Origin of the sequence: Peribacillus sp. B-H-3 (genome assembly GCF_048572925.1) — a bacterium.
Classification (GTDB): Bacteria; Bacillota; Bacilli; order Bacillales; family DSM-1321; genus Peribacillus.
The window spans coordinates 1,163,985-1,180,443 of sequence record NZ_CP183879.1 but is presented as its reverse complement, the minus strand read 5'-3'; the positions used below and the strand labels follow the sequence as shown (position 1 = coordinate 1,180,443).

General features: G+C 40.2%; 18 protein-coding genes and 2 pseudogenes. 9 read left to right on the top strand and 11 right to left on the bottom strand.

What is annotated here, in order from left to right:
- Positions 1–81: 81 nt before the first annotated feature.
- Both map and ACN6MY_RS05765 read right to left on the bottom strand, forming a co-directional pair.
- Positions 82–831 (bottom strand): type I methionyl aminopeptidase, encoded by a 750-nt coding sequence (gene map / locus ACN6MY_RS05770; RefSeq protein ID WP_419883132.1) that lies wholly within the window; start codon positions 829–831, stop codon positions 82–84.
- A 160-nt stretch (positions 832–991) separates the two neighbouring features.
- Positions 992–1,507, bottom strand: coding sequence for a type 1 glutamine amidotransferase domain-containing protein (locus ACN6MY_RS05765; protein ID WP_419883131.1), 516 nt, complete (start codon positions 1,505–1,507; stop codon positions 992–994).
- Between the two features lie 236 nt (positions 1,508–1,743).
- Here ACN6MY_RS05765 and ACN6MY_RS05760 point away from each other — a divergent pair.
- A pseudogene (locus tag ACN6MY_RS05760) lies at positions 1,744–1,854 on the top strand (IS3 family transposase); the annotation flags it as partial.
- Positions 1,855–1,923: 69 nt separating this feature from the next.
- On the opposite strand, the gene ACN6MY_RS05755 reads toward ACN6MY_RS05760, so the two are convergent.
- The 5 genes and pseudogenes from ACN6MY_RS05755 to ACN6MY_RS05735 all read right to left on the bottom strand — a co-directional run bounded on the left by ACN6MY_RS05755 (position 1,924) and on the right by ACN6MY_RS05735 (position 5,223).
- Entirely contained in the window at positions 1,924–2,385 is a 462-nt protein-coding gene (locus ACN6MY_RS05755) for an SMI1/KNR4 family protein (protein WP_419883130.1), read from the bottom strand.
- 278 nt (positions 2,386–2,663) lie between these two features.
- Positions 2,664–2,966 (bottom strand): late competence development ComFB family protein, encoded by a 303-nt coding sequence (locus tag ACN6MY_RS05750; protein ID WP_419883129.1) that lies wholly within the window; start codon positions 2,964–2,966, stop codon positions 2,664–2,666.
- Between the two features lie 124 nt (positions 2,967–3,090).
- A complete protein-coding gene (motB, locus tag ACN6MY_RS05745) occupies positions 3,091–3,873 on the bottom strand; it encodes a flagellar motor protein MotB (protein ID WP_419883128.1) in 783 nt (260 codons plus the stop codon).
- Positions 3,866–4,657: a flagellar motor stator protein MotA gene (gene motA / locus ACN6MY_RS05740; protein WP_419884085.1), complete on the bottom strand. Its 792-nt coding sequence runs from the start codon at positions 4,655–4,657 to the stop codon at positions 3,866–3,868. Before motA ends, motB begins: the two co-directional genes overlap by 8 nt.
- Before the next feature lie 192 nt (positions 4,658–4,849).
- Positions 4,850–5,223: pseudogene (locus ACN6MY_RS05735) on the bottom strand (DnaJ family domain-containing protein).
- A gap of 265 nt (positions 5,224–5,488) precedes the next feature.
- Here ACN6MY_RS05735 and ACN6MY_RS05730 point away from each other — a divergent pair.
- Positions 5,489–5,944, top strand: coding sequence for a C40 family peptidase (locus ACN6MY_RS05730; RefSeq protein WP_419883127.1), 456 nt, complete (start codon positions 5,489–5,491; stop codon positions 5,942–5,944).
- Positions 5,945–6,089: 145 nt separating this feature from the next.
- Here ACN6MY_RS05730 and ACN6MY_RS05725 read toward each other — a convergent pair whose 3' ends face one another.
- From ACN6MY_RS05725 to ACN6MY_RS05710, 4 genes are all read right to left on the bottom strand, one after another.
- Positions 6,090–6,554: an N-acetyltransferase family protein gene (locus ACN6MY_RS05725; protein ID WP_419884084.1), complete on the bottom strand. Its 465-nt coding sequence runs from the start codon at positions 6,552–6,554 to the stop codon at positions 6,090–6,092.
- Positions 6,555–6,737: 183 nt separating this feature from the next.
- Positions 6,738–8,408 (bottom strand): M20/M25/M40 family metallo-hydrolase, encoded by a 1,671-nt coding sequence (locus ACN6MY_RS05720; protein WP_419883126.1) that lies wholly within the window; start codon positions 8,406–8,408, stop codon positions 6,738–6,740.
- Between the two features lie 168 nt (positions 8,409–8,576).
- Complete coding sequence (locus tag ACN6MY_RS05715; protein WP_419883125.1) at positions 8,577–9,674, bottom strand: AbrB family transcriptional regulator; 1,098 nt, start codon at positions 9,672–9,674, stop codon at positions 8,577–8,579.
- Between the two features lie 95 nt (positions 9,675–9,769).
- Entirely contained in the window at positions 9,770–10,051 is a 282-nt protein-coding gene (locus ACN6MY_RS05710; RefSeq protein ID WP_419883124.1) for a DUF4190 domain-containing protein, read from the bottom strand.
- Positions 10,052–10,269: 218 nt separating this feature from the next.
- Between ACN6MY_RS05710 and ACN6MY_RS05705 the strand changes: the two genes are divergently transcribed.
- The 7 genes from ACN6MY_RS05705 (at position 10,270) to ACN6MY_RS05675 (ending at position 16,351) form a co-directional block, all read left to right on the top strand.
- Positions 10,270–11,541, top strand: a complete 1,272-nt coding sequence (locus tag ACN6MY_RS05705; RefSeq protein WP_419884083.1) for an MDR family MFS transporter — start codon at positions 10,270–10,272, stop codon at positions 11,539–11,541.
- A gap of 210 nt (positions 11,542–11,751) precedes the next feature.
- Positions 11,752–12,756 carry a rod-share determining protein MreBH gene (gene mreBH / locus ACN6MY_RS05700; protein WP_071351638.1) on the top strand — a complete coding sequence of 335 codons (1,005 nt, stop codon included), beginning with the start codon at positions 11,752–11,754 and terminating at the stop codon, positions 12,754–12,756.
- A gap of 299 nt (positions 12,757–13,055) precedes the next feature.
- Complete coding sequence (locus ACN6MY_RS05695) at positions 13,056–13,700, top strand: alpha/beta hydrolase (protein WP_419883123.1); 645 nt, start codon at positions 13,056–13,058, stop codon at positions 13,698–13,700.
- A gap of 405 nt (positions 13,701–14,105) precedes the next feature.
- A complete protein-coding gene (locus ACN6MY_RS05690; RefSeq protein WP_419883122.1) occupies positions 14,106–14,270 on the top strand; it encodes a hypothetical protein in 165 nt (54 codons plus the stop codon).
- Positions 14,271–14,402: 132 nt separating this feature from the next.
- Positions 14,403–14,957 (top strand): thioredoxin family protein, encoded by a 555-nt coding sequence (locus tag ACN6MY_RS05685; RefSeq protein ID WP_419883121.1) that lies wholly within the window; start codon positions 14,403–14,405, stop codon positions 14,955–14,957.
- Positions 14,958–14,982: 25 nt separating this feature from the next.
- Entirely contained in the window at positions 14,983–15,255 is a 273-nt protein-coding gene (locus ACN6MY_RS05680; protein WP_419883120.1) for an acylphosphatase, read from the top strand.
- A gap of 235 nt (positions 15,256–15,490) precedes the next feature.
- Positions 15,491–16,351, top strand: a complete 861-nt coding sequence (locus ACN6MY_RS05675) for a YihY/virulence factor BrkB family protein (protein WP_090990886.1) — start codon at positions 15,491–15,493, stop codon at positions 16,349–16,351.
- Positions 16,352–16,459: the final 108 nt, after the last annotated feature.

The window sequence follows — 16,459 nt, the reverse complement described above, 5'->3', positions numbered from 1 at the left end:
CTAAAGCCGGCATTCAATGAATGCCGGCTTTTTAATGACCATATTATGGTGGTCAAGGCTGAACAAGCTGCCGCCGCATTTTTAGTCCTGATCCGTTAAGATCAGGGGGCCATTCTTTGTAATGGCAATTGTATGCTCGTATTGGGCAGAATATTTATTATCTGCAGTAGAAGCAGTCCATCCATTGGCATGTCTGACCGCTTTATAGGTACCTGCATTTATCATGGGCTCTATGGTGAACACCATTCCTTCTTTCAGCCGGGCTCCTTTATTCGGAAGTCCGTAGTGCGGCACCTCTGGGCTTTCATGTATGGAAGCACCGATTCCGTGGCCAATAAAATCACGGACCACAGAAAAGCCTTCTCCTTCTGCATAGGTTTGGATGGCATGGCCGATATCGCCGATCCTGTTGCCGGCTACAGACTGTTCTATCCCTTTATACAGTGCTTCCTTGGTCACATGCAGAAGCCGTTCGGTTTCTTTGGTGACTTTGCCAACACTGTAAGTCCAGGCTGAATCTGATAAAGCCCCATTATAATTGACAACCATATCAATGGTGACGATATCCCCGCTTTTTAGAGCCGACTTCCTTGGGAAGCCGTGGCATATTTCTTCGTTTATGCTGGCGCATGTTGCATATTCATAGCCTTTATAGCCTTTTTGTTCTGGCTTGGCACCATGTTTTTTTAAATAATCCTCAACAAACTCTTCAATTTCCCAAGTGGTTGCTCCCGGCACAATTAGTTTGGACAATGCTTTATGACAGGAAGCCAATAACTTGCCTGACTCATGCATAGCCTGGATTTCCCTTTCAGATTTTAATACAATCAATCGTGACACTTCCTTTTTCTTTAGAGCTATTTATATTCTATATCAAAAAAACCTGGATATGAATTAATTAGGCAATTTAACCTGATAATCCCTCCTGCCGGCATGCATTCCCGGTTCCACGACAAAAAAACCCGGCAAGCTGCCGGGTTTTTACAAAGACTTATTTAAGCAAATTCAGGGATTCACGGACAAAAGCAGGTATATCGTCAGGCGTACGGCTTGTAACAAGCTGGTTGCCGCACACAACCACTTCTTCGTCCTTGAAGTTTACGCCGGCATTTTCCATATCCACCTTGATGGATTTATAGCCTGTAGCAGTTCTGCCGTCAAGAGTTTTAGCTGTAATCAGCAATTGCGGTCCATGGCAGATAGCGAATACAGGTTTTTTATCATCCATGAAGGATTTGGCGAATGTTACGAATCTATCATCCCCTCGAAGCGCGTCAGGAGAACTTCCGCCTGGGATAAAGAGTGCATCGAAATCGGAAGGATTTACTGAATCGATGCTTTCATCAATTGTAATTTTTGCTTCCCCGTTTTTGCCTGTTACAGTTTTTCCCTTTTCCATTTCAATGGTGACAACAGTATGCCCAGCTTCCTTAAAGGCTTGGGCTGGTTCCGTATACTCGGAATCCTCAACCATATCTGTTACAACGCAAGCAATCTTTTTACTCATATTCATCCATCTCCTCATCTAATTGAATTAATTGAATTAATGAACTCACTGTATTGTTCCCTTTATGGCATTTCATAAACCCTTCAGTACTCTTAAGATAAATATTTAAATATTCAGAAAAATTATAAAAAGTTATGGTATCTATATCCACATGTTAAGTTAATAAAACTTTGTTATGTGCTATGATGTTCCAGCTAAAGACAAAGCAAATATAAAGGCATATAAGACATTGCTGAATAAAGCATGAGTTCAACAAGGATATTATGTATTATAATCATCACAGGTTTCAATGGAATATAAAAAAGATGACCCCTGTACAATACAGAAATCACCTTATGGGGGCTGCCTGTCCTTTTTTAAGTTTTCCTTTACAAAGGATACAAATTAAATTAAAAGGGCTTTTTTATTAGGTATACTTAAGCCGGTTCAAATAACTTTTCTATCATTTCTTTAAAGGAATTCGCTATTATTTCCATACGTTCCTCTTCGACTTCAATGTATGTGATTACTGGATTATCAGAGCTTTTTCTATAATCTAGAACAATCCAAGTGTGACCATTTCCACTTAACACTACTAAATTCTCTTCAGTAATTCCCCAATCTTTTAATGCCTCTGTACTCTCATATACCCCATGATTTTCCTTAACACCATTTAAGTATTCAATAAAAACAAAACCATCATTACCGATTGTATCACTTGTGAAATTTACAGGCAGAGCAGGAAATTTTAAAGTTCCACCGTTCTGTAAATTAAGTAATTCCTTGTATTCTTCTGGGAGTTTTACTCCAAAAAACTTTTCAGCTTTATCTATATCATTTTTTTCTAGCTTTTCAAGTCTATAATAATCGCCTTCCAAATCATTCCAAATGTTTCTCATAGTAAACATCCTTTCTATTTAGTATTAGTAAACGTTTTTACCTCTTAATTGTGTCTCCGTTAGACTAAATACAATGCAAAAATAAACATACTGACGGGAGCAACACAAGAGCTTTGCTAAATCTCCAAGTTAATTTATTCTCAATAAGTGTTTGAAACGGAAGGTGATGGACACTTGGAATTCGGGTACCCGCACCAGAAATAAGCCAGCAAGGTTAACCCAAATCAGAAAAGCCCCTGACGTTTCAAGGGCTTCATTTTTTTCCATATATTAAAATGCTATGTCACGTTTATCTTTTTTTCTTCCGCATGCTGCGGATACTTTCCAACCACATGAATGGCTTTAATAATCCGCTTATTGATCCATTTCCGGTTATCCGATGTATTCAACTGTTCTATTACCCTTTTTCTTCCTTCCGCTGTTGTAACATAGTGGTTGGGAAGGTTATTTAAACTTAAAGCAATGATGTCTGTTTTGCATTTCGAACATTTGCAAAAGGTCTGGTACTCTGTTCCTGTCATCAAAAATTGCACCAGTGCCGCAACGATTTCTTCCATTACATTAATATAATCCCTATCCATGATGAGTCCTCTCTGCTTCTGCAAAATCTTTTCACTATACATAATGGATTGGCAGTCCCGATTTTCTTATATAACAAGTTTCCATCCTTCATTAAAGAGCAGCTAACCATCATTCGGAGAAGCTTTACTTATTGCCTGCAACACTTGTCCGCGGCATAATCAGTATTTCTACACGGCGGTTTTTTGCACGGCCTTCCTTTGTTTCATTGGAAGCAACTGGCTTAAATTCCCCGTATCCCTTAGCACTGAACATGGCAGGGTCCAGCTTTTTATTATTCAAAAGGAGCTTCATAAAATTTACTGCTCTCATGACACTTAGATCCCAGTTGGAATTGAATTGATACGTTTGAATCGGAACATTGTCCGTATGGCCGCTGATGACGATATTCCTCGGAGGATTCATCACAAGCAGATCCGATATTTCTCTGGATATTTTTTCGTCCTGGTTCCGCACCTCAGCACTGCCTGAGTCAAACAATACATTATCGCGAATTGTGACAAGCAGGCCTTCATCAGTTAATGAGGTCCGCAATTTGCTGCTCAGTTTATTTTTTTGAATATATTCATTTAGCTTCTGCTGGATTTGTGAAAGCTCTTTTTGATCCTGTTTGCCAAGGCCGCCGTTTTCAGCAGCTTGCTTCATGGCATTTGATGAAGAATTTTTCTCAGAGACTGATGCAACTTCTTCCGCTACAGGACTGGAGTAATCCATGACACCAGATCCGCTGGTGAAAATTTCATTAAAAACATTTGACAGCTGATGAAACTTGGTGGCATCTACTGAACTCGAAGCAAATAAAACGATAAATAAAGCAAGCAGCAGTGTTAAGATATCTGCATAAGGTACGAGCCACGACTCATCCATATGTTCATCATGATGCTTCTTCTTTTTCCGTTTCTTAGGCATCCTGCTTCACTTCGCCTTCCAGCCATTTTCTCCGGTCTTCGGCAGGCAGGTAAGAGGTAAGCTTCTGCTCTATGGTTCTTGGTGCTTCTCCTTCAATGATAGAAAGAATTCCTTCAATCATCATTTCCTTCAGCTGAACCTCCTGCTTCGACTTCCTTTTAAGCTTATTGGCAAATGGATGCCATAATACGTAGCCTGTATAAATACCGAGCATGGTAGCAACGAATGCTGCTGAAATGGCATGACCGAGTTCATCTGTATTGTCCATATGGCTTAAAGCCGCAATCAGCCCGAGTACTGCTCCAAGCACCCCCAAAGTTGGTGCATATGTGCCCGCCTGGCTGAAAATGGCTGCACCTGAAAGATGTCTTTCTTCCATCGCATCAATTTCTTCTGATAAGATATCCCGGATGTAATCTGCACTTTGTCCTTCAACAGCAAGGTTTAGACCATTTTTCAAAAACTGGTTCTCTACCTGCTCGGCAATTCCTTCAAGTGCAAGCAGTCCTTCTTTTCTTGCTACGACTGCCCATTCAGAAAAAGTGCGGATTAACTCTTCAGGTTTAGTCAGTTTTTGCTCAGTAAAAAGAATTTTGAAAAGCTTTGGAAGCCTTTTTAATTCAGATAAAGGAAATGCGGTGGCAACAGCTGCAATGGTCCCTGCAATGATGATTAAAAAAGCTGCCGGATTGATCAGCGCTGATAAACTTACACCCTTCAGCACCATCCCGACACCAATTGCAATGATCCCCAGCAAAAGCCCTATGATTGACGATTTATCCATATTACTCACCCATTCATTATTAATCTTCTCAACTCTTATTTTTATATCGGTAAAGACAGAGAAATCATGAGTGATTTTATCATTTTTACGAGAATTAACATGAATTATGTCCAACAAATATGTCCCGGGAAACATATTCCTTAAAAACAGACAAAGAGAGCAAAAAAAAATAGCCCTTTCATGGGCTCTCAGTCAATCTCTCAAACGGCTGGCAATCTTATTTTCATATTTTTTGAAGAAGGAACTGTTTGTAACCTTTCTTTTCTCCATCACTTTATTAAAATGAAGCAGTTTTTGATTGAGCTTTGCCTGCAATTTTTCCCTTTCTTCCGGAACATGGCAGCAGGAGATTAATTCCTCAATTGTCAGCAGCTCTTTTCGGTACTTTTCCTCAGATTCCAGCATTTTCGCATTTTTCATCATGCTGTATGCCATTCTAAGCTCTGGCGGAATTGCTGAAAGATCTTCAAGTACGAGAGGCTTCCCTTTCCCAGGCAAGTGATCGAATTCACCTTCAGCCTCGCTTTTTTGATTCTTTCTTCAGAGACAATTCCTGCAAAGTCCATCTTTATCTCTCCTTCGTCCCGGCATTGAAAGGGGTATTACAAAATGTATCCTCAATGTCTCTGGCAAGTAACAAGTTATTTGAGATAACCTCTAAAATAAATTTAATTTTCAGATAAATATGTCGAATCCATTACATTTTTGAATATTTTGTCATATTTTTGTAATAAAACTTAATAGGCCTGTAACCCTACTAATTACCTATATTTGCTATATTAAATTTATCAAAGGAAAGAGCAAGTCTTTCTAAGCATTCGGAGGAACCACATGAAGAATTTATTATTCGCCGCTGTGATTATACTAAGTTTGTTTTTAGAGTTGCTTGCTCCTTCCAGCAGGGCAGAAGCAGCCTTTTCATCTGAAAAAGTAGTTCAGGAAGGAAAAAAATACATAGGGGTTCATTATCGGTATGGAGGAACGACTCCAAGCGGTTTTGACTGCTCAGGCTTCGTTGGCTATACATATAGAAAAGCTACCGGCAAGATATTGCCGAGAACCGCCTCTGGAATTTTTTCAACAGGTCAATATGTAAGCAGAAGCAGCCTAAAAAAAGGCGATATCGTCTTCTTTTCAACCATAAAATCCAAAAGAGGCGCTTCCCATACAGGAATCTATATTGGCGGCAGCAAGTTTATCCATGCCTCCACATCAAAGGGTGTAAGCATAGATTCTCTTAAAACATCATACTGGAGATCTAAATTCATTGGTGCCAGACGATTATAATTCCAATCATACAGCCAACTCCAAAGTTGGCTGTTTCTTATTTTATACCACCGTTTTTTGTTTTAAAACCTTTTTTTAGGAGATTAAGATAATATGAAAACTTATTTAGTATATCCTTGTAAAGCTGTAACTTTCCAGCTGGTTTTTATACTTTCAAAACCATTCTCACTGTTTTTAGGATATGTCCATCAAAGTCATCATCAAATTCGGAAACAATTTTGAACCCTTTTGCATTGTAAAATCTTGTTCCAATGTTATTCTCTTTTTCTACATTGATATAAATCTCTTTAACACCATCTAATTGTTTAATCCCTTCATCTAGTAAAGCAGTGCCAATGCCTTTGCCTTGATATTCAGGGTTTAAATATATAGCAGCGAGTTCCGTTTTGCCTTCTTCTTTTATAGCAGAAAAATTTGCAAAGCCCACAATTTCCCCATTCACTTCTGAAACCCAAATCAACGAATGTTCTAATCGTTTCTGCATCATCTCGTTGTTATAAGCTGTTTTTAAGAAACTTTCTTGAATCTCAAGAGGAATGATTCCTTGATATGTGCTATTCCAGCTTGTTTTAGCAACATGCTGTACTTGGCGAATATCTTCCCTCTGCATCTCCCGGACAATATATTCCACTCATACCAGCCCTTCCTGCATATGTTTTGCTGATTTTGCTAACCTCTTTCCAAATCAAAAATGGAGCATTGTTAAACACGCACTTTATATTAATTGCTAACTCAAACTGTTAATAGATGTTTCAAATTTTGCCACTTAAACCAGGGGGTGGGCCATAATCTGTCAAAAATCAGCTGAAAGCACCTCTTTTAAAAACTCCTTCATTATTGCTGGTGTAACTTCAGTTGAAAAAGGAATTTCAAGGCGCTCAGTCCGTTTGTGTGCATCCTTTCCATATGGACCGATGTTAATTGAAGGAATATCCAGATCCTTTATTTTTGACAGCGGTACATGATACCGCCTGCCGTAGAGCGGCATTTCTTTTTCCAAAACAGGAATGACTTTATCAGCATCCATCAAACGGCAATAGCTGACATCCGATAAACCTGTGAAATAATTCTTTGTCTTCAAGCTTACGCCGAATTTTTCTTCCGTTTGCATTACTGTTTTTTCTGCGAGCTCAAGCAGCCTGCCTTCCTTGGCTGTTTGTCCATTTAAAGTAACATGCGGATAATATGGCGGTGCAAATAGGATCAAGTAAAACGGTGCAAGATCAGTAAAATATCCGCTGATGGTTTTAGCCAGTTCAATCGTGAGCTGCCTATAATCAAAGTCCGGATTCGTTGCCTGATTCAAGCAATGCTGCATTTCTTCCCTGAAAGATTCTCCGTACCTTTCCAATCCTAATGAAAATAGAGCGGAATATGTATACACAGCAGGTTTAAGCATATGAAGGTCTGCTTCATTTTTCTCCACATTTTCACTTTGAAAAGCAGTTTGCAGTTTTCTGTAAATATCTTCAGAGCTTTTTTTCGCTGTTACTACCAATTTATCCATCACTTCCTGGGGACTTTGTGAAAGTGTCAGGATATTGTAAAGCACATAAGCATGGGCCGGTGTCTGCACGTTATAATGATCCTTCAAATCAGCAAGCTTCAATGCTGTCGGCAAAGGATTTTTTTCTCCGCTGACTTCCTCCCTGAAATGCCAGGAAAGCTCCATGTTCATGGTAAAAGCGCTCGCCATCCATGATGCATTAATTCCTTCCAAGGGCTCTCCTACATGTGTCTCTTTACCGGTACAGAAAATGAGCGGAAGCAGTTTACCGGCAGATCCAAGATAAATATATTTGGATTCATCACCAGGATAACTCGAAAAAGACGGCTCCGAGCAAAAGCAAAGTTCATAGTGCAGCCCGCATTTCTCCTTTAAAGCTGTTAACAGCTTCACCCCTGCAAACATTCCTTCAGAATTTCTTTCCTCATCTGGTGCGGCTAAAAGAAGCAGATTTCCTTCGAAGTCCTTGCTTTGGCTCCATTCAGAAATCAGAGCAATCTGCAGGGCAAGCCCCGCCTTCATATCCATTATGCCCCTGGCAAACAGCCAATCCCCAGAGCTTAGGTCTTTTTCAGCATCCAAAGGCAATGCTTCTGATTTCAGCATTTCTGTATACCTGTCCGGATCAAATGCATATGGTTTTAAATAGCCATAATCCTCGATACCTACTACATCATAGTGGCTGAGGAGAATGATTGTTTTCTGATGTCCGCTCTTTTGCTTTCCTTTTAATAGAGCTGCGACAGTCTTTCTGTTTAAAGAATCATTTTCAATGCTTTCTTCAAAAATCATGGATGGATTTTCCTTGAAATAAGGTATTTCCTTTAAAATGGCCAATATTTCAGAGGCCATATCATTTTCTTCTTCCGTACCGGAAATGCTCGGAATGGCAACAAGCCGTTTAATAAGCATTATAATATCTTCACGGTTGTTCCAATGTTCAAATTCCTGTTTCATGTCCTTCCTCTCCAATCGCTGAAAATTATGAAAATTCAAAGCCAGCCAGGACCACCTGTGTCCTCGCCAGCTCATAAAACGAATAGGCCGTAAAGATCTAAAACTGGTTTTTCTTTCTGCATCTCTCCGTCTTTTGCACAGTGAGCGCGCTATATCTGCAAAACAGGGCTATTCGAGTTCCTCACTCTTCCTTCTGCCTGCAATAAACTTCATTACAGGAGAAAGCAGAAATAAAATAAATAAAATCCGGAATAGATGAAAGCTGGTCACAATCGAAACGTTGGAGTGAACAGAAAGAGCGGTCACAGACATTTCTGCCACGCCTCCCGGTGCCAGGCTTAAAAAAAGCTCGTTGGCTGGCAGAGACAGATAATTTTTCAGACTGTTTGAGACCAAATAGCAAAATCCAATCAGTAAAACATTAATGACAAAAATCACCCCGAACATTTTTCGGAACAGCCTCGGATTATTTACCTTTAGAGTATATCCGAGATGAGCACCGATCAGCAGCTGTGAAAGGTTCAGCCAAAACACCGGTATTTGCGGAGCTTCAAAGCCTGTTAAATTAAAGGCGGCTGCTGTCAGCAGCGGCCCAAGCATAAAAGGAAGCGGAAAGTTTATTTTTTTGCCGAAAAAAATAATAGATGAAAAAATGGCAGCCATGAGGATTGCATGCATCCAGCTATAATGAAAACTAAATGTGCTTCTGTGGACAATTGCAGAAGCGGCGCCTGTAGAAGGCTGTGCAGACATTACATGCACAACCAGCCAGGGTACAATAGAAATCACAAGTATGATTCTAAGCGTTTGCATGAATGCGACTATACTTTCATCTGCATCCTCGATTTCCTCGCTTAACACTACCATCTGGGAAAGCCCTCCAGGAAAACTTCCTAATAAAGAGGTATTTAATGTAAGCTTCATTCTTTTCATTAGAAAAATAGCGGTCAGAACCGTAAATAAAATAATGATAACTGTTGTAAAGAACATGACAGGCAGATATTTCGCCATCTGAGCAACAGAATCACTGGTAAATGAACTTCCCAGCTGAAGGCCAAGCATAATCAGGCCAGCATTTCGCAGCTTGCTGTTCCACTGCATGTATTTGCCGAACTTCATCTTCGCAGCCATAACGAAAAACAGCGGCCCGAGCATCCAGGGCAAATATAAACCAGAATAATAAAACAAAAAACCGCCAGCCCCGGCAATGCCCAAAACAGCCAGCACCAAAGGCCCCAAACCCCCGCTCACAACTCCCTTAACCACTTCAACCAACCTTCTTCATATAAATAGTAAAATACCATACTTTCATCCTAACATATTCCACTTGGGAAATAACGGGAAATGGGGTCTGACCCCATTTAAAAGGTGGTGACGCCAGAGTTATAGGTTACGAGTGAGAGGATAATGATGGCGATGATAGACAGGATGCCCAGTATGATTCCGATGATGCTGCAGACACGTCCTGCGATTGCCATTCCCCGGCCGCCTTCTCCGGTATTTTTTATTTCTTTTAAACTCGGAAATGAAATGATAAGCCCAATAATGCCCAGCAGTATCCCTAAAAATGGGATGATGAGCGAGAGGATGCCAAGTACCAAAGACGCGATAGCCTTTGAATTGGTTTTTTTGATTTCTGACATATAGCCATCTCCTTCTATACAGTAAAATATGTAAAAAAATCCCCTCTTTATCATATCATATATTTAAAATATTCTTGAGCAGCGTCAAATTATGCTTTTTCCATCTTAAATCAAACAAATCGAATTGGAAGTAATTTGAGAATTATCTTGTATTTCCACTCTGCCAGAAGTTATCATGAAATGGGTTATTACTAGAAAGCGAGACAGATATAATGGCTATGAGATTAAAAGATTGGGATAAAAATTTAAAAATCCGCTTAAGCGGTGAATTCCTGGTAAATGTTACGTTTTGGATGTTCTTTCCCTTCCTGGCGATTTATTTTACAGATTCTTTCGGAAAAACAGCTGCAGGCCTTCTGCTGATTTTTTCACAATTCTTTTCTGTAGCGGCGAATTTGCTTGGAGGATATTACGCGGATAAATTCGGCAGAAAGAAAATGATGGTCTATTCCGCCGTGGGACAAGGGGCCGCATTTATGGTTTTTGCATTTGCCAGCTCACCATGGCTCGAATCTCCTGTGCTGGGCTTTATCAGCTTCACGGTTGTCAGCATTTTCGGCTCTTTTTACTGGCCGGCAAGCCAGGCGATGGTGGCAGACGTTGTACACGAAAAAGACCGCAGCAGCGTGTTTGCTATCTTTTATACATCCATTAATATTGCTGTGGTCATAGGCCCTATTTTAGGCGGCATTTTTTATGCTGAACATCGCTTTGAGCTGCTTCTTTGTGCAGGAATACTAAATATTGCCCTAGGGCTTGTTTTAAAAAGATGGATTGAAGAAACCGCTCCCCCATTCAAAAGGGAAAATAGCTCTGCTGAAGGTAAAACAAGCTGGATACGGATAATCGGCAATCAGTTTAAGGACTATAGCGTCATTGTCCGGGATAAAACATTCCTGCTATTTATTATTGCAGGCGTACTTGTAGGCCAGACTTTCATGCAGCTCGATCTTTTGTTCCCTGTTTATGTTAAAGAAACTGTCGCGACACAGCCTTTATTCTCACTTGGCAATTATACCTTTACCATTAAAGGAGAGCAGGCATTTGGACTGTTGATTGCAGAAAACGGCTTTTTGGTTGCTCTTTTAACCATTGTCATAACGAAATGGATGTCAGCATATAAGGAAAGAAATGTCTTCATGACCTCATCGATTGTATATGCAGCATCCATTCTGATGTTCGGAAAGACAGACTGGATTTGGGGGCTCATATTTGCCATGATGATCTTTACATATGGCGAGTTAATGACAGCAGGTATACAGCAGAGCTTCATTTCAGAATTGGCTCCGGAAAGCATGCGCGGACAATATTTTGCAGCAGCCAGTCTTCGCTTCACCATTGGCAGGATGCTCGCCCCCCTCTCCATCCCATTGACAGACTGGTTTGGCTATAACTGGACATTCCTGATCCTGTGTCTGCTTGCCATCATCAGCGCCCTTGTTTATTTTGTGATGTTTAAACGATTCGAAAAGGAAAAAGCCGTCCAATAAACCTAGCAGATATTCCCTAAAAGCTGATGCATATGCATCAGCTTTTATAGTTAATTTCCTCCAGCGCAGGCTAAACTAGGTTCTTCCGCCCCTTTTTTACCTCTTTCTTAATATTGAGGTAAAAATTACCGTTTACTCATACCCCCATAAATCGAGACTTTTATGTAGAATGCTTATATGGGGGTCAAACTCTTACTAAGGGGTGACTAGATGTTATCAAACACTGAAATTGGAATTGATTTAGGTACGGCTAATACATTGGTTTACAGCAAAAATAAAGGGATTGTTTTAAATGAACCTTCTGTTGTTGCGATAGATTTAGATACAAAAACCGTATTGGCTGTCGGTACAGACGCGAAAAATATGATCGGCAAAACTCCCGGAAATATCGTTGCGATCCGTCCATTAAAGGATGGAGTGATTGCTGATTTCGATATTACAACGCAAATGCTTAAACAAATCATGAAAAAAGCGGGCAAGAAGCTCGGTTTGACATTAAGAAAACCGAATGTAGTGGTATGCACACCATCAGGCTCCACATCTGTAGAGAGAAAAGCAATTCAGGATGCTGTGAGAAGCTGCGGGGCAAAGCAGGTTCATTTAATTGAAGAACCTGTAGCAGCGGCAATCGGTGCAGATCTTCCTGTAGAAGAGCCAATAGCGAATGTTGTTGTCGATATCGGCGGAGGAACAACCGAGGTTGCCATCATCTCGTTTGGCGGCGTAGTTTCCTGCCATTCTATCAGAATCGGCGGAGACCAGCTGGATGAGGACATTGTGCAGTATGTCAGAAAGAAATACAACCTGCTGATTGGCGAAAGAACAGCCGAAAGAATTAAAATAGAAATCGGCCATGCGCTTGTCAAACACGAAGGAGTTTCAATGGAAGTAAGAGGCCGTGATCTTGTGACAGGCCTTCCTCAGACCGTTACCCTTCACTCTGAAGAAATTCAGGAAGCCATTAAAGAATCCCTGCTTCATATCTTAGAAGCCATACGGGCCACTCTTGAAGATTGCCCTCCTGAACTAAGCGGAGACATCGTTGACCAGGGAGTTGTACTTACCGGCGGAGGAGCTCTATTAAACAGCATCCAGGAATGGCTCAGCACCGAAATAGTAGTTCCGGTTCACCTGGCAGCCAACCCTCTTGAATCTGTTGCGATTGGAACTGGACGGTCTCTTTCTGTCATTCACAAATTACAAAAAGCAAAATAAAAGATTAACATATTCAAAGGGACTATCTGCAGACCATGCATTAGTCCCTTTTTTTTTTATAAAATTCTAATTCTCATGCAGAAGGTACAGTCCACCTTCCTTCCTAACCGCTTATCTTCACTCCGTTTTTCAATTAGTTCAACTCATTCATTCAAACATATCCACAGTTGCTATCAATAGACTCCTTTCGTAAAGATTATTACTTTTTTATGTATTTTAACAAAGTCAATGAAATAAACATTTCCTGTTTTTTTGTAATTTATGGTAATATTTAGTGGAGAATAGAGGGAGGAAATAGTATGTTACATGTAAAAACAAATACAATCCAAGGATACAAAGGGATGAACATTCCTTTTACTATGCTAAGCAAAAAAGAAGATTCTGGGAAACTGGCGATTTTGCTTCCAGGAGCAGGGTATACGGTTCAGGCTCCTATCCTCCATTACTCAACAGGTGTATTCATCAATAAATCTTTTGATGTTTTACAAGTTAAGTACCAATACAACAACGACTTTTATGTTGACTTTAGTATGGATGAATTAAGCGAAGCAATAAAAATGGATGTACATACTGTTTTGGATTCTGTATTGGCGGAAAGAACTTATGAAAATGTTTATCTCATTGGCAAATCAATTGGAACCATTGCAATGAGTTCTGTGTTAGAAAGAGAAGAATTCAAGAATGCTAAAGCTATCTGGCTGACACCTTTGATACAAAGAGAAGATGTTTTAGGTTCGATGGCAGGAAGTGTAAATAAAGGCCTGTTTATCATAGGAGATAAAGATCATTACTACAGTGAGGAAAGATTTTTAAAGGCGGCAGAAAATCCAAATATCTCTCCAAGATTAATCCCTAATGTGAATCATAGTTTGGAATATGATGAAGATATAGTTGAATCTATCGATGTCTTAAAAAGCATAATAAAAGACATTGAAAATTTTTAAGTTGCCTTGAAATTGGATTCAGTCTTTTAATTGCCAAACAAAATGCCTTACCCAGTAATATTAAATGCAATGACTGTTTTTATATTTTTCGCCAAATCAGCCTTAGTGATATACTATGTAATCAATACTTTCCTCGTCATGATCTTCAAAAATAAGATTGATAAGTACTATGTACAGATCCCCCCTGTACTCCAGCCTATTGATAAAAATAGCGGCTGGGCTGGTTTAATGGCCAATTTCCTTTTAACAATCATTTGCATTCTTTTATTTACATAGTATAAATTATCTAGGGGTGCAAAACGAATCTGGCAGAGTTTTTACACTTGCAAGTATCATTTCCGCCGGATAATAAACCGTCCTTTGCCCTTGCATTAAATTACACAGATCTGCAAAGGAGGGCTTGCCATGATCCGTATTGAACTGCTTTGCCGCGAAATTAAACGATTAACAGATGATTATTATAAATGTGAAAATACCGTCATTAAAGAACAAATCTATCAGGATGTAAAGCTCTTAAGCGAAGGTTTGTTTCTTAGTGAGCTGCCAGATTATATGCTGGATGAGAGGTAGAATAGTTTCGAAATATATTCATTCCTCCTGATTATACTGCAGCCTCTTCACTCAAACATATCTCTTCCATTTACTGTGCCAAAAAGCTTATGATATTAAAAAGGTTTTGAAAAATTCAGGAGGAGTGATAAAATGAGCAACTTAAACACTTGGTTTGAAAAAGCTATGAACCGGGACGCATATGTAGAAAGCATGGAAAAGCACAAAGAAAGCTTAGAAAGAGTCTATATGGGCTTTCAGCTTTCAGATGAAGATAAGCAAATCCTTGCACCCTTGAAGGAGAAAAAGCTGCGTGCCATCAGCCTCACTGCAGATTGGTGCGGAGATGCCATGGTAAACTTGCCGATTTTCATGAGGATAGCAGAGGCGGCAGGCATTGATGACCGTTACCTGATCAGGGATGAAAATCTGGAGCTGATGGATCAGTATTTAACAAACGGGACTGCACGGTCTATTCCTATTATCATCTTAATCGATCAAGATGGAAACGAAACTGCAAAATGGGGCCCGCGCGCTCCTGAAGTCCAGGAATTTGTAAACAATCTGCGTGCCAATGTGCCGCCAAAAGAAGATCCTGCACATGAAGCAGGCTTCCAGCTGTTCATCGAAGGCTTAACAAGCAGGTTTACTGCAGATGCTGATTTATGGAACAGCATCAAGCAGGATTTGCTGAAAACCATCATATAACTCTGTTCTTTGGGAGCTGACAATTATGAAACAGTATCACATCATCGTTGGAGGACACGTCCAGGGTGTAGGTTTTCGCTATTTTACCCATGCAGCTGCACTTGAACTTGGCATAAAAGGCTGGGTAAGAAATACTGAAGATGGATCTGTTGAAATTGAGGCAGAAGGAAATGAAAACAGCCTAGAAGCTTTCCTGGCTAAAATCCAAGCCGGCCCTCGCTTTTCAAGCGTATCTGAAGTCAATTGGAACGAAAAACAGGCAGATGTATCATATAGTTCATTTACTATTAAAAATTAGTCTCTGTTAAAGCTAAATGCTTTTTTGCGCTAATGGCGACCGGAACGGATAGGCAAGAATAAAATTACAGAGAAAGGGTTTGATCCATTGGGGTCAGGCCCTTTCTCTATTTGGAGCCAAATCTGCGCTTTCATTAATTCCTGGTGTTTCCAAAAGCAAACTAGAGGGTTACACAGCACTATCTTGGGGAAAAGGAATGTAAACAAAGATGAAAAACCGGGAGATGATATGAAAGATGAAAAAACTTATATCCTTTGGCAAAAGCCTTTCCAAGGAGGTAAAAGAAGACAGAGCTACAGGATTGGCAGCTGAACAGGCTTATTACTATATGCTTGCACTTTTTCCGATGCTGATTCTTTTGCTTTCCATTCTGCCGTACTTATCCATACAGCCTCAAAAGGCACTTGACTTCATAAATGACTTCATCCCTTCTGCAACGACCAATGTGCTTCAGGATAATATTTTGAAAATAATCAGCGAGCGCAATGGAGGATTGCTGACTTTTGGTATCCTCGGAACAATCTGGTCTGCTTCCAATGGAATGAATGCATTTATGCATTCCATGAATATCGCTTTTGATGTCACAGAAACAAGAAACTTCATTAAAGCAAGGCTTATCTCCATATTACTGACATTCGGGCTGATTATTGCCTTTATCGTAGCGTTAGTTCTGCCCGTTTTTGGAAATGTCATTCTGGATCTTATTAAGCAAATTGTGCCTATCCCCGATGGATTGGCCATTCTGATTTTAGTGCTGCGCTGGGTTATTTCTGTAGCAATCATTGCAGGGGTTCTTGCATTCTTATACCGTTTTGCACCCAATAAGCATTATCCGTTCAAACAGGTAATCCCAGGTGCCATTACAGCAACACTTGTATGGCTAATTATTTCTCTCGGCTTCTCCTTTTATGTTTCCAACTTTGGAAACTATGCTTCTACTTACGGAAGCCTCGGAGGAGTTATCGTACTGATGCTGTGGCTGTATTTTACCGGCCTTGCACTGGTAATTGGAGGAGAAATCAATGCCCTCTTCCACAAAAACTCCCCTGCTGCTGCCAAAGCAAGCAAGGAAACAACACCCGTATACCGCGGGTAAACTAAAAAGCGGAAAGCACCTTGTTTGGAGGATCAAAGACTAAAGGCGCCGCGTCCTGCGGCAACGTCTTTGTGACCTGGGGGCCTAAGCAAATAGGGGGTTGGCCTC

What these genes read in the sequence shown, in the direction of transcription:
- ACN6MY_RS05765 (WP_419883131.1), bottom strand. Translation starts at nt 1,507, where the DNA reads ATGAGTAAAAAGATTGCTTGCGTTGTAACAGATATGGTTGAGGATTCC.
- ACN6MY_RS05755 (WP_419883130.1), bottom strand. Translation starts at nt 2,385, where the DNA reads ATGAGAAACATTTGGAATGATTTGGAAGGCGATTATTATAGACTTGAA.
- ACN6MY_RS05750 (WP_419883129.1), bottom strand. Translation starts at nt 2,966, where the DNA reads ATGGATAGGGATTATATTAATGTAATGGAAGAAATCGTTGCGGCACTG.
- motB (WP_419883128.1), bottom strand. Translation starts at nt 3,873, where the DNA reads ATGCCTAAGAAACGGAAAAAGAAGAAGCATCATGATGAACATATGGAT.
- motA (WP_419884085.1), bottom strand. Translation starts at nt 4,657, where the DNA reads ATGGATAAATCGTCAATCATAGGGCTTTTGCTGGGGATCATTGCAATT.
- ACN6MY_RS05730 (WP_419883127.1), top strand. Translation starts at nt 5,489, where the DNA reads ATGAAGAATTTATTATTCGCCGCTGTGATTATACTAAGTTTGTTTTTA.
- ACN6MY_RS05725 (WP_419884084.1), bottom strand. Translation starts at nt 6,554, where the DNA reads ATGCAGAGGGAAGATATTCGCCAAGTACAGCATGTTGCTAAAACAAGC.
- ACN6MY_RS05720 (WP_419883126.1), bottom strand. Translation starts at nt 8,408, where the DNA reads ATGAAACAGGAATTTGAACATTGGAACAACCGTGAAGATATTATAATG.
- ACN6MY_RS05710 (WP_419883124.1), bottom strand. Translation starts at nt 10,051, where the DNA reads ATGTCAGAAATCAAAAAAACCAATTCAAAGGCTATCGCGTCTTTGGTA.
- ACN6MY_RS05705 (WP_419884083.1), top strand. Translation starts at nt 10,270, where the DNA reads ATGAGATTAAAAGATTGGGATAAAAATTTAAAAATCCGCTTAAGCGGT.
- mreBH (WP_071351638.1), top strand. Translation starts at nt 11,752, where the DNA reads ATGTTATCAAACACTGAAATTGGAATTGATTTAGGTACGGCTAATACA.
- ACN6MY_RS05695 (WP_419883123.1), top strand. Translation starts at nt 13,056, where the DNA reads ATGTTACATGTAAAAACAAATACAATCCAAGGATACAAAGGGATGAAC.
- ACN6MY_RS05690 (WP_419883122.1), top strand. Translation starts at nt 14,106, where the DNA reads ATGATCCGTATTGAACTGCTTTGCCGCGAAATTAAACGATTAACAGAT.
- ACN6MY_RS05685 (WP_419883121.1), top strand. Translation starts at nt 14,403, where the DNA reads ATGAGCAACTTAAACACTTGGTTTGAAAAAGCTATGAACCGGGACGCA.
- ACN6MY_RS05680 (WP_419883120.1), top strand. Translation starts at nt 14,983, where the DNA reads ATGAAACAGTATCACATCATCGTTGGAGGACACGTCCAGGGTGTAGGT.
- ACN6MY_RS05675 (WP_090990886.1), top strand. Translation starts at nt 15,491, where the DNA reads ATGAAAAAACTTATATCCTTTGGCAAAAGCCTTTCCAAGGAGGTAAAA.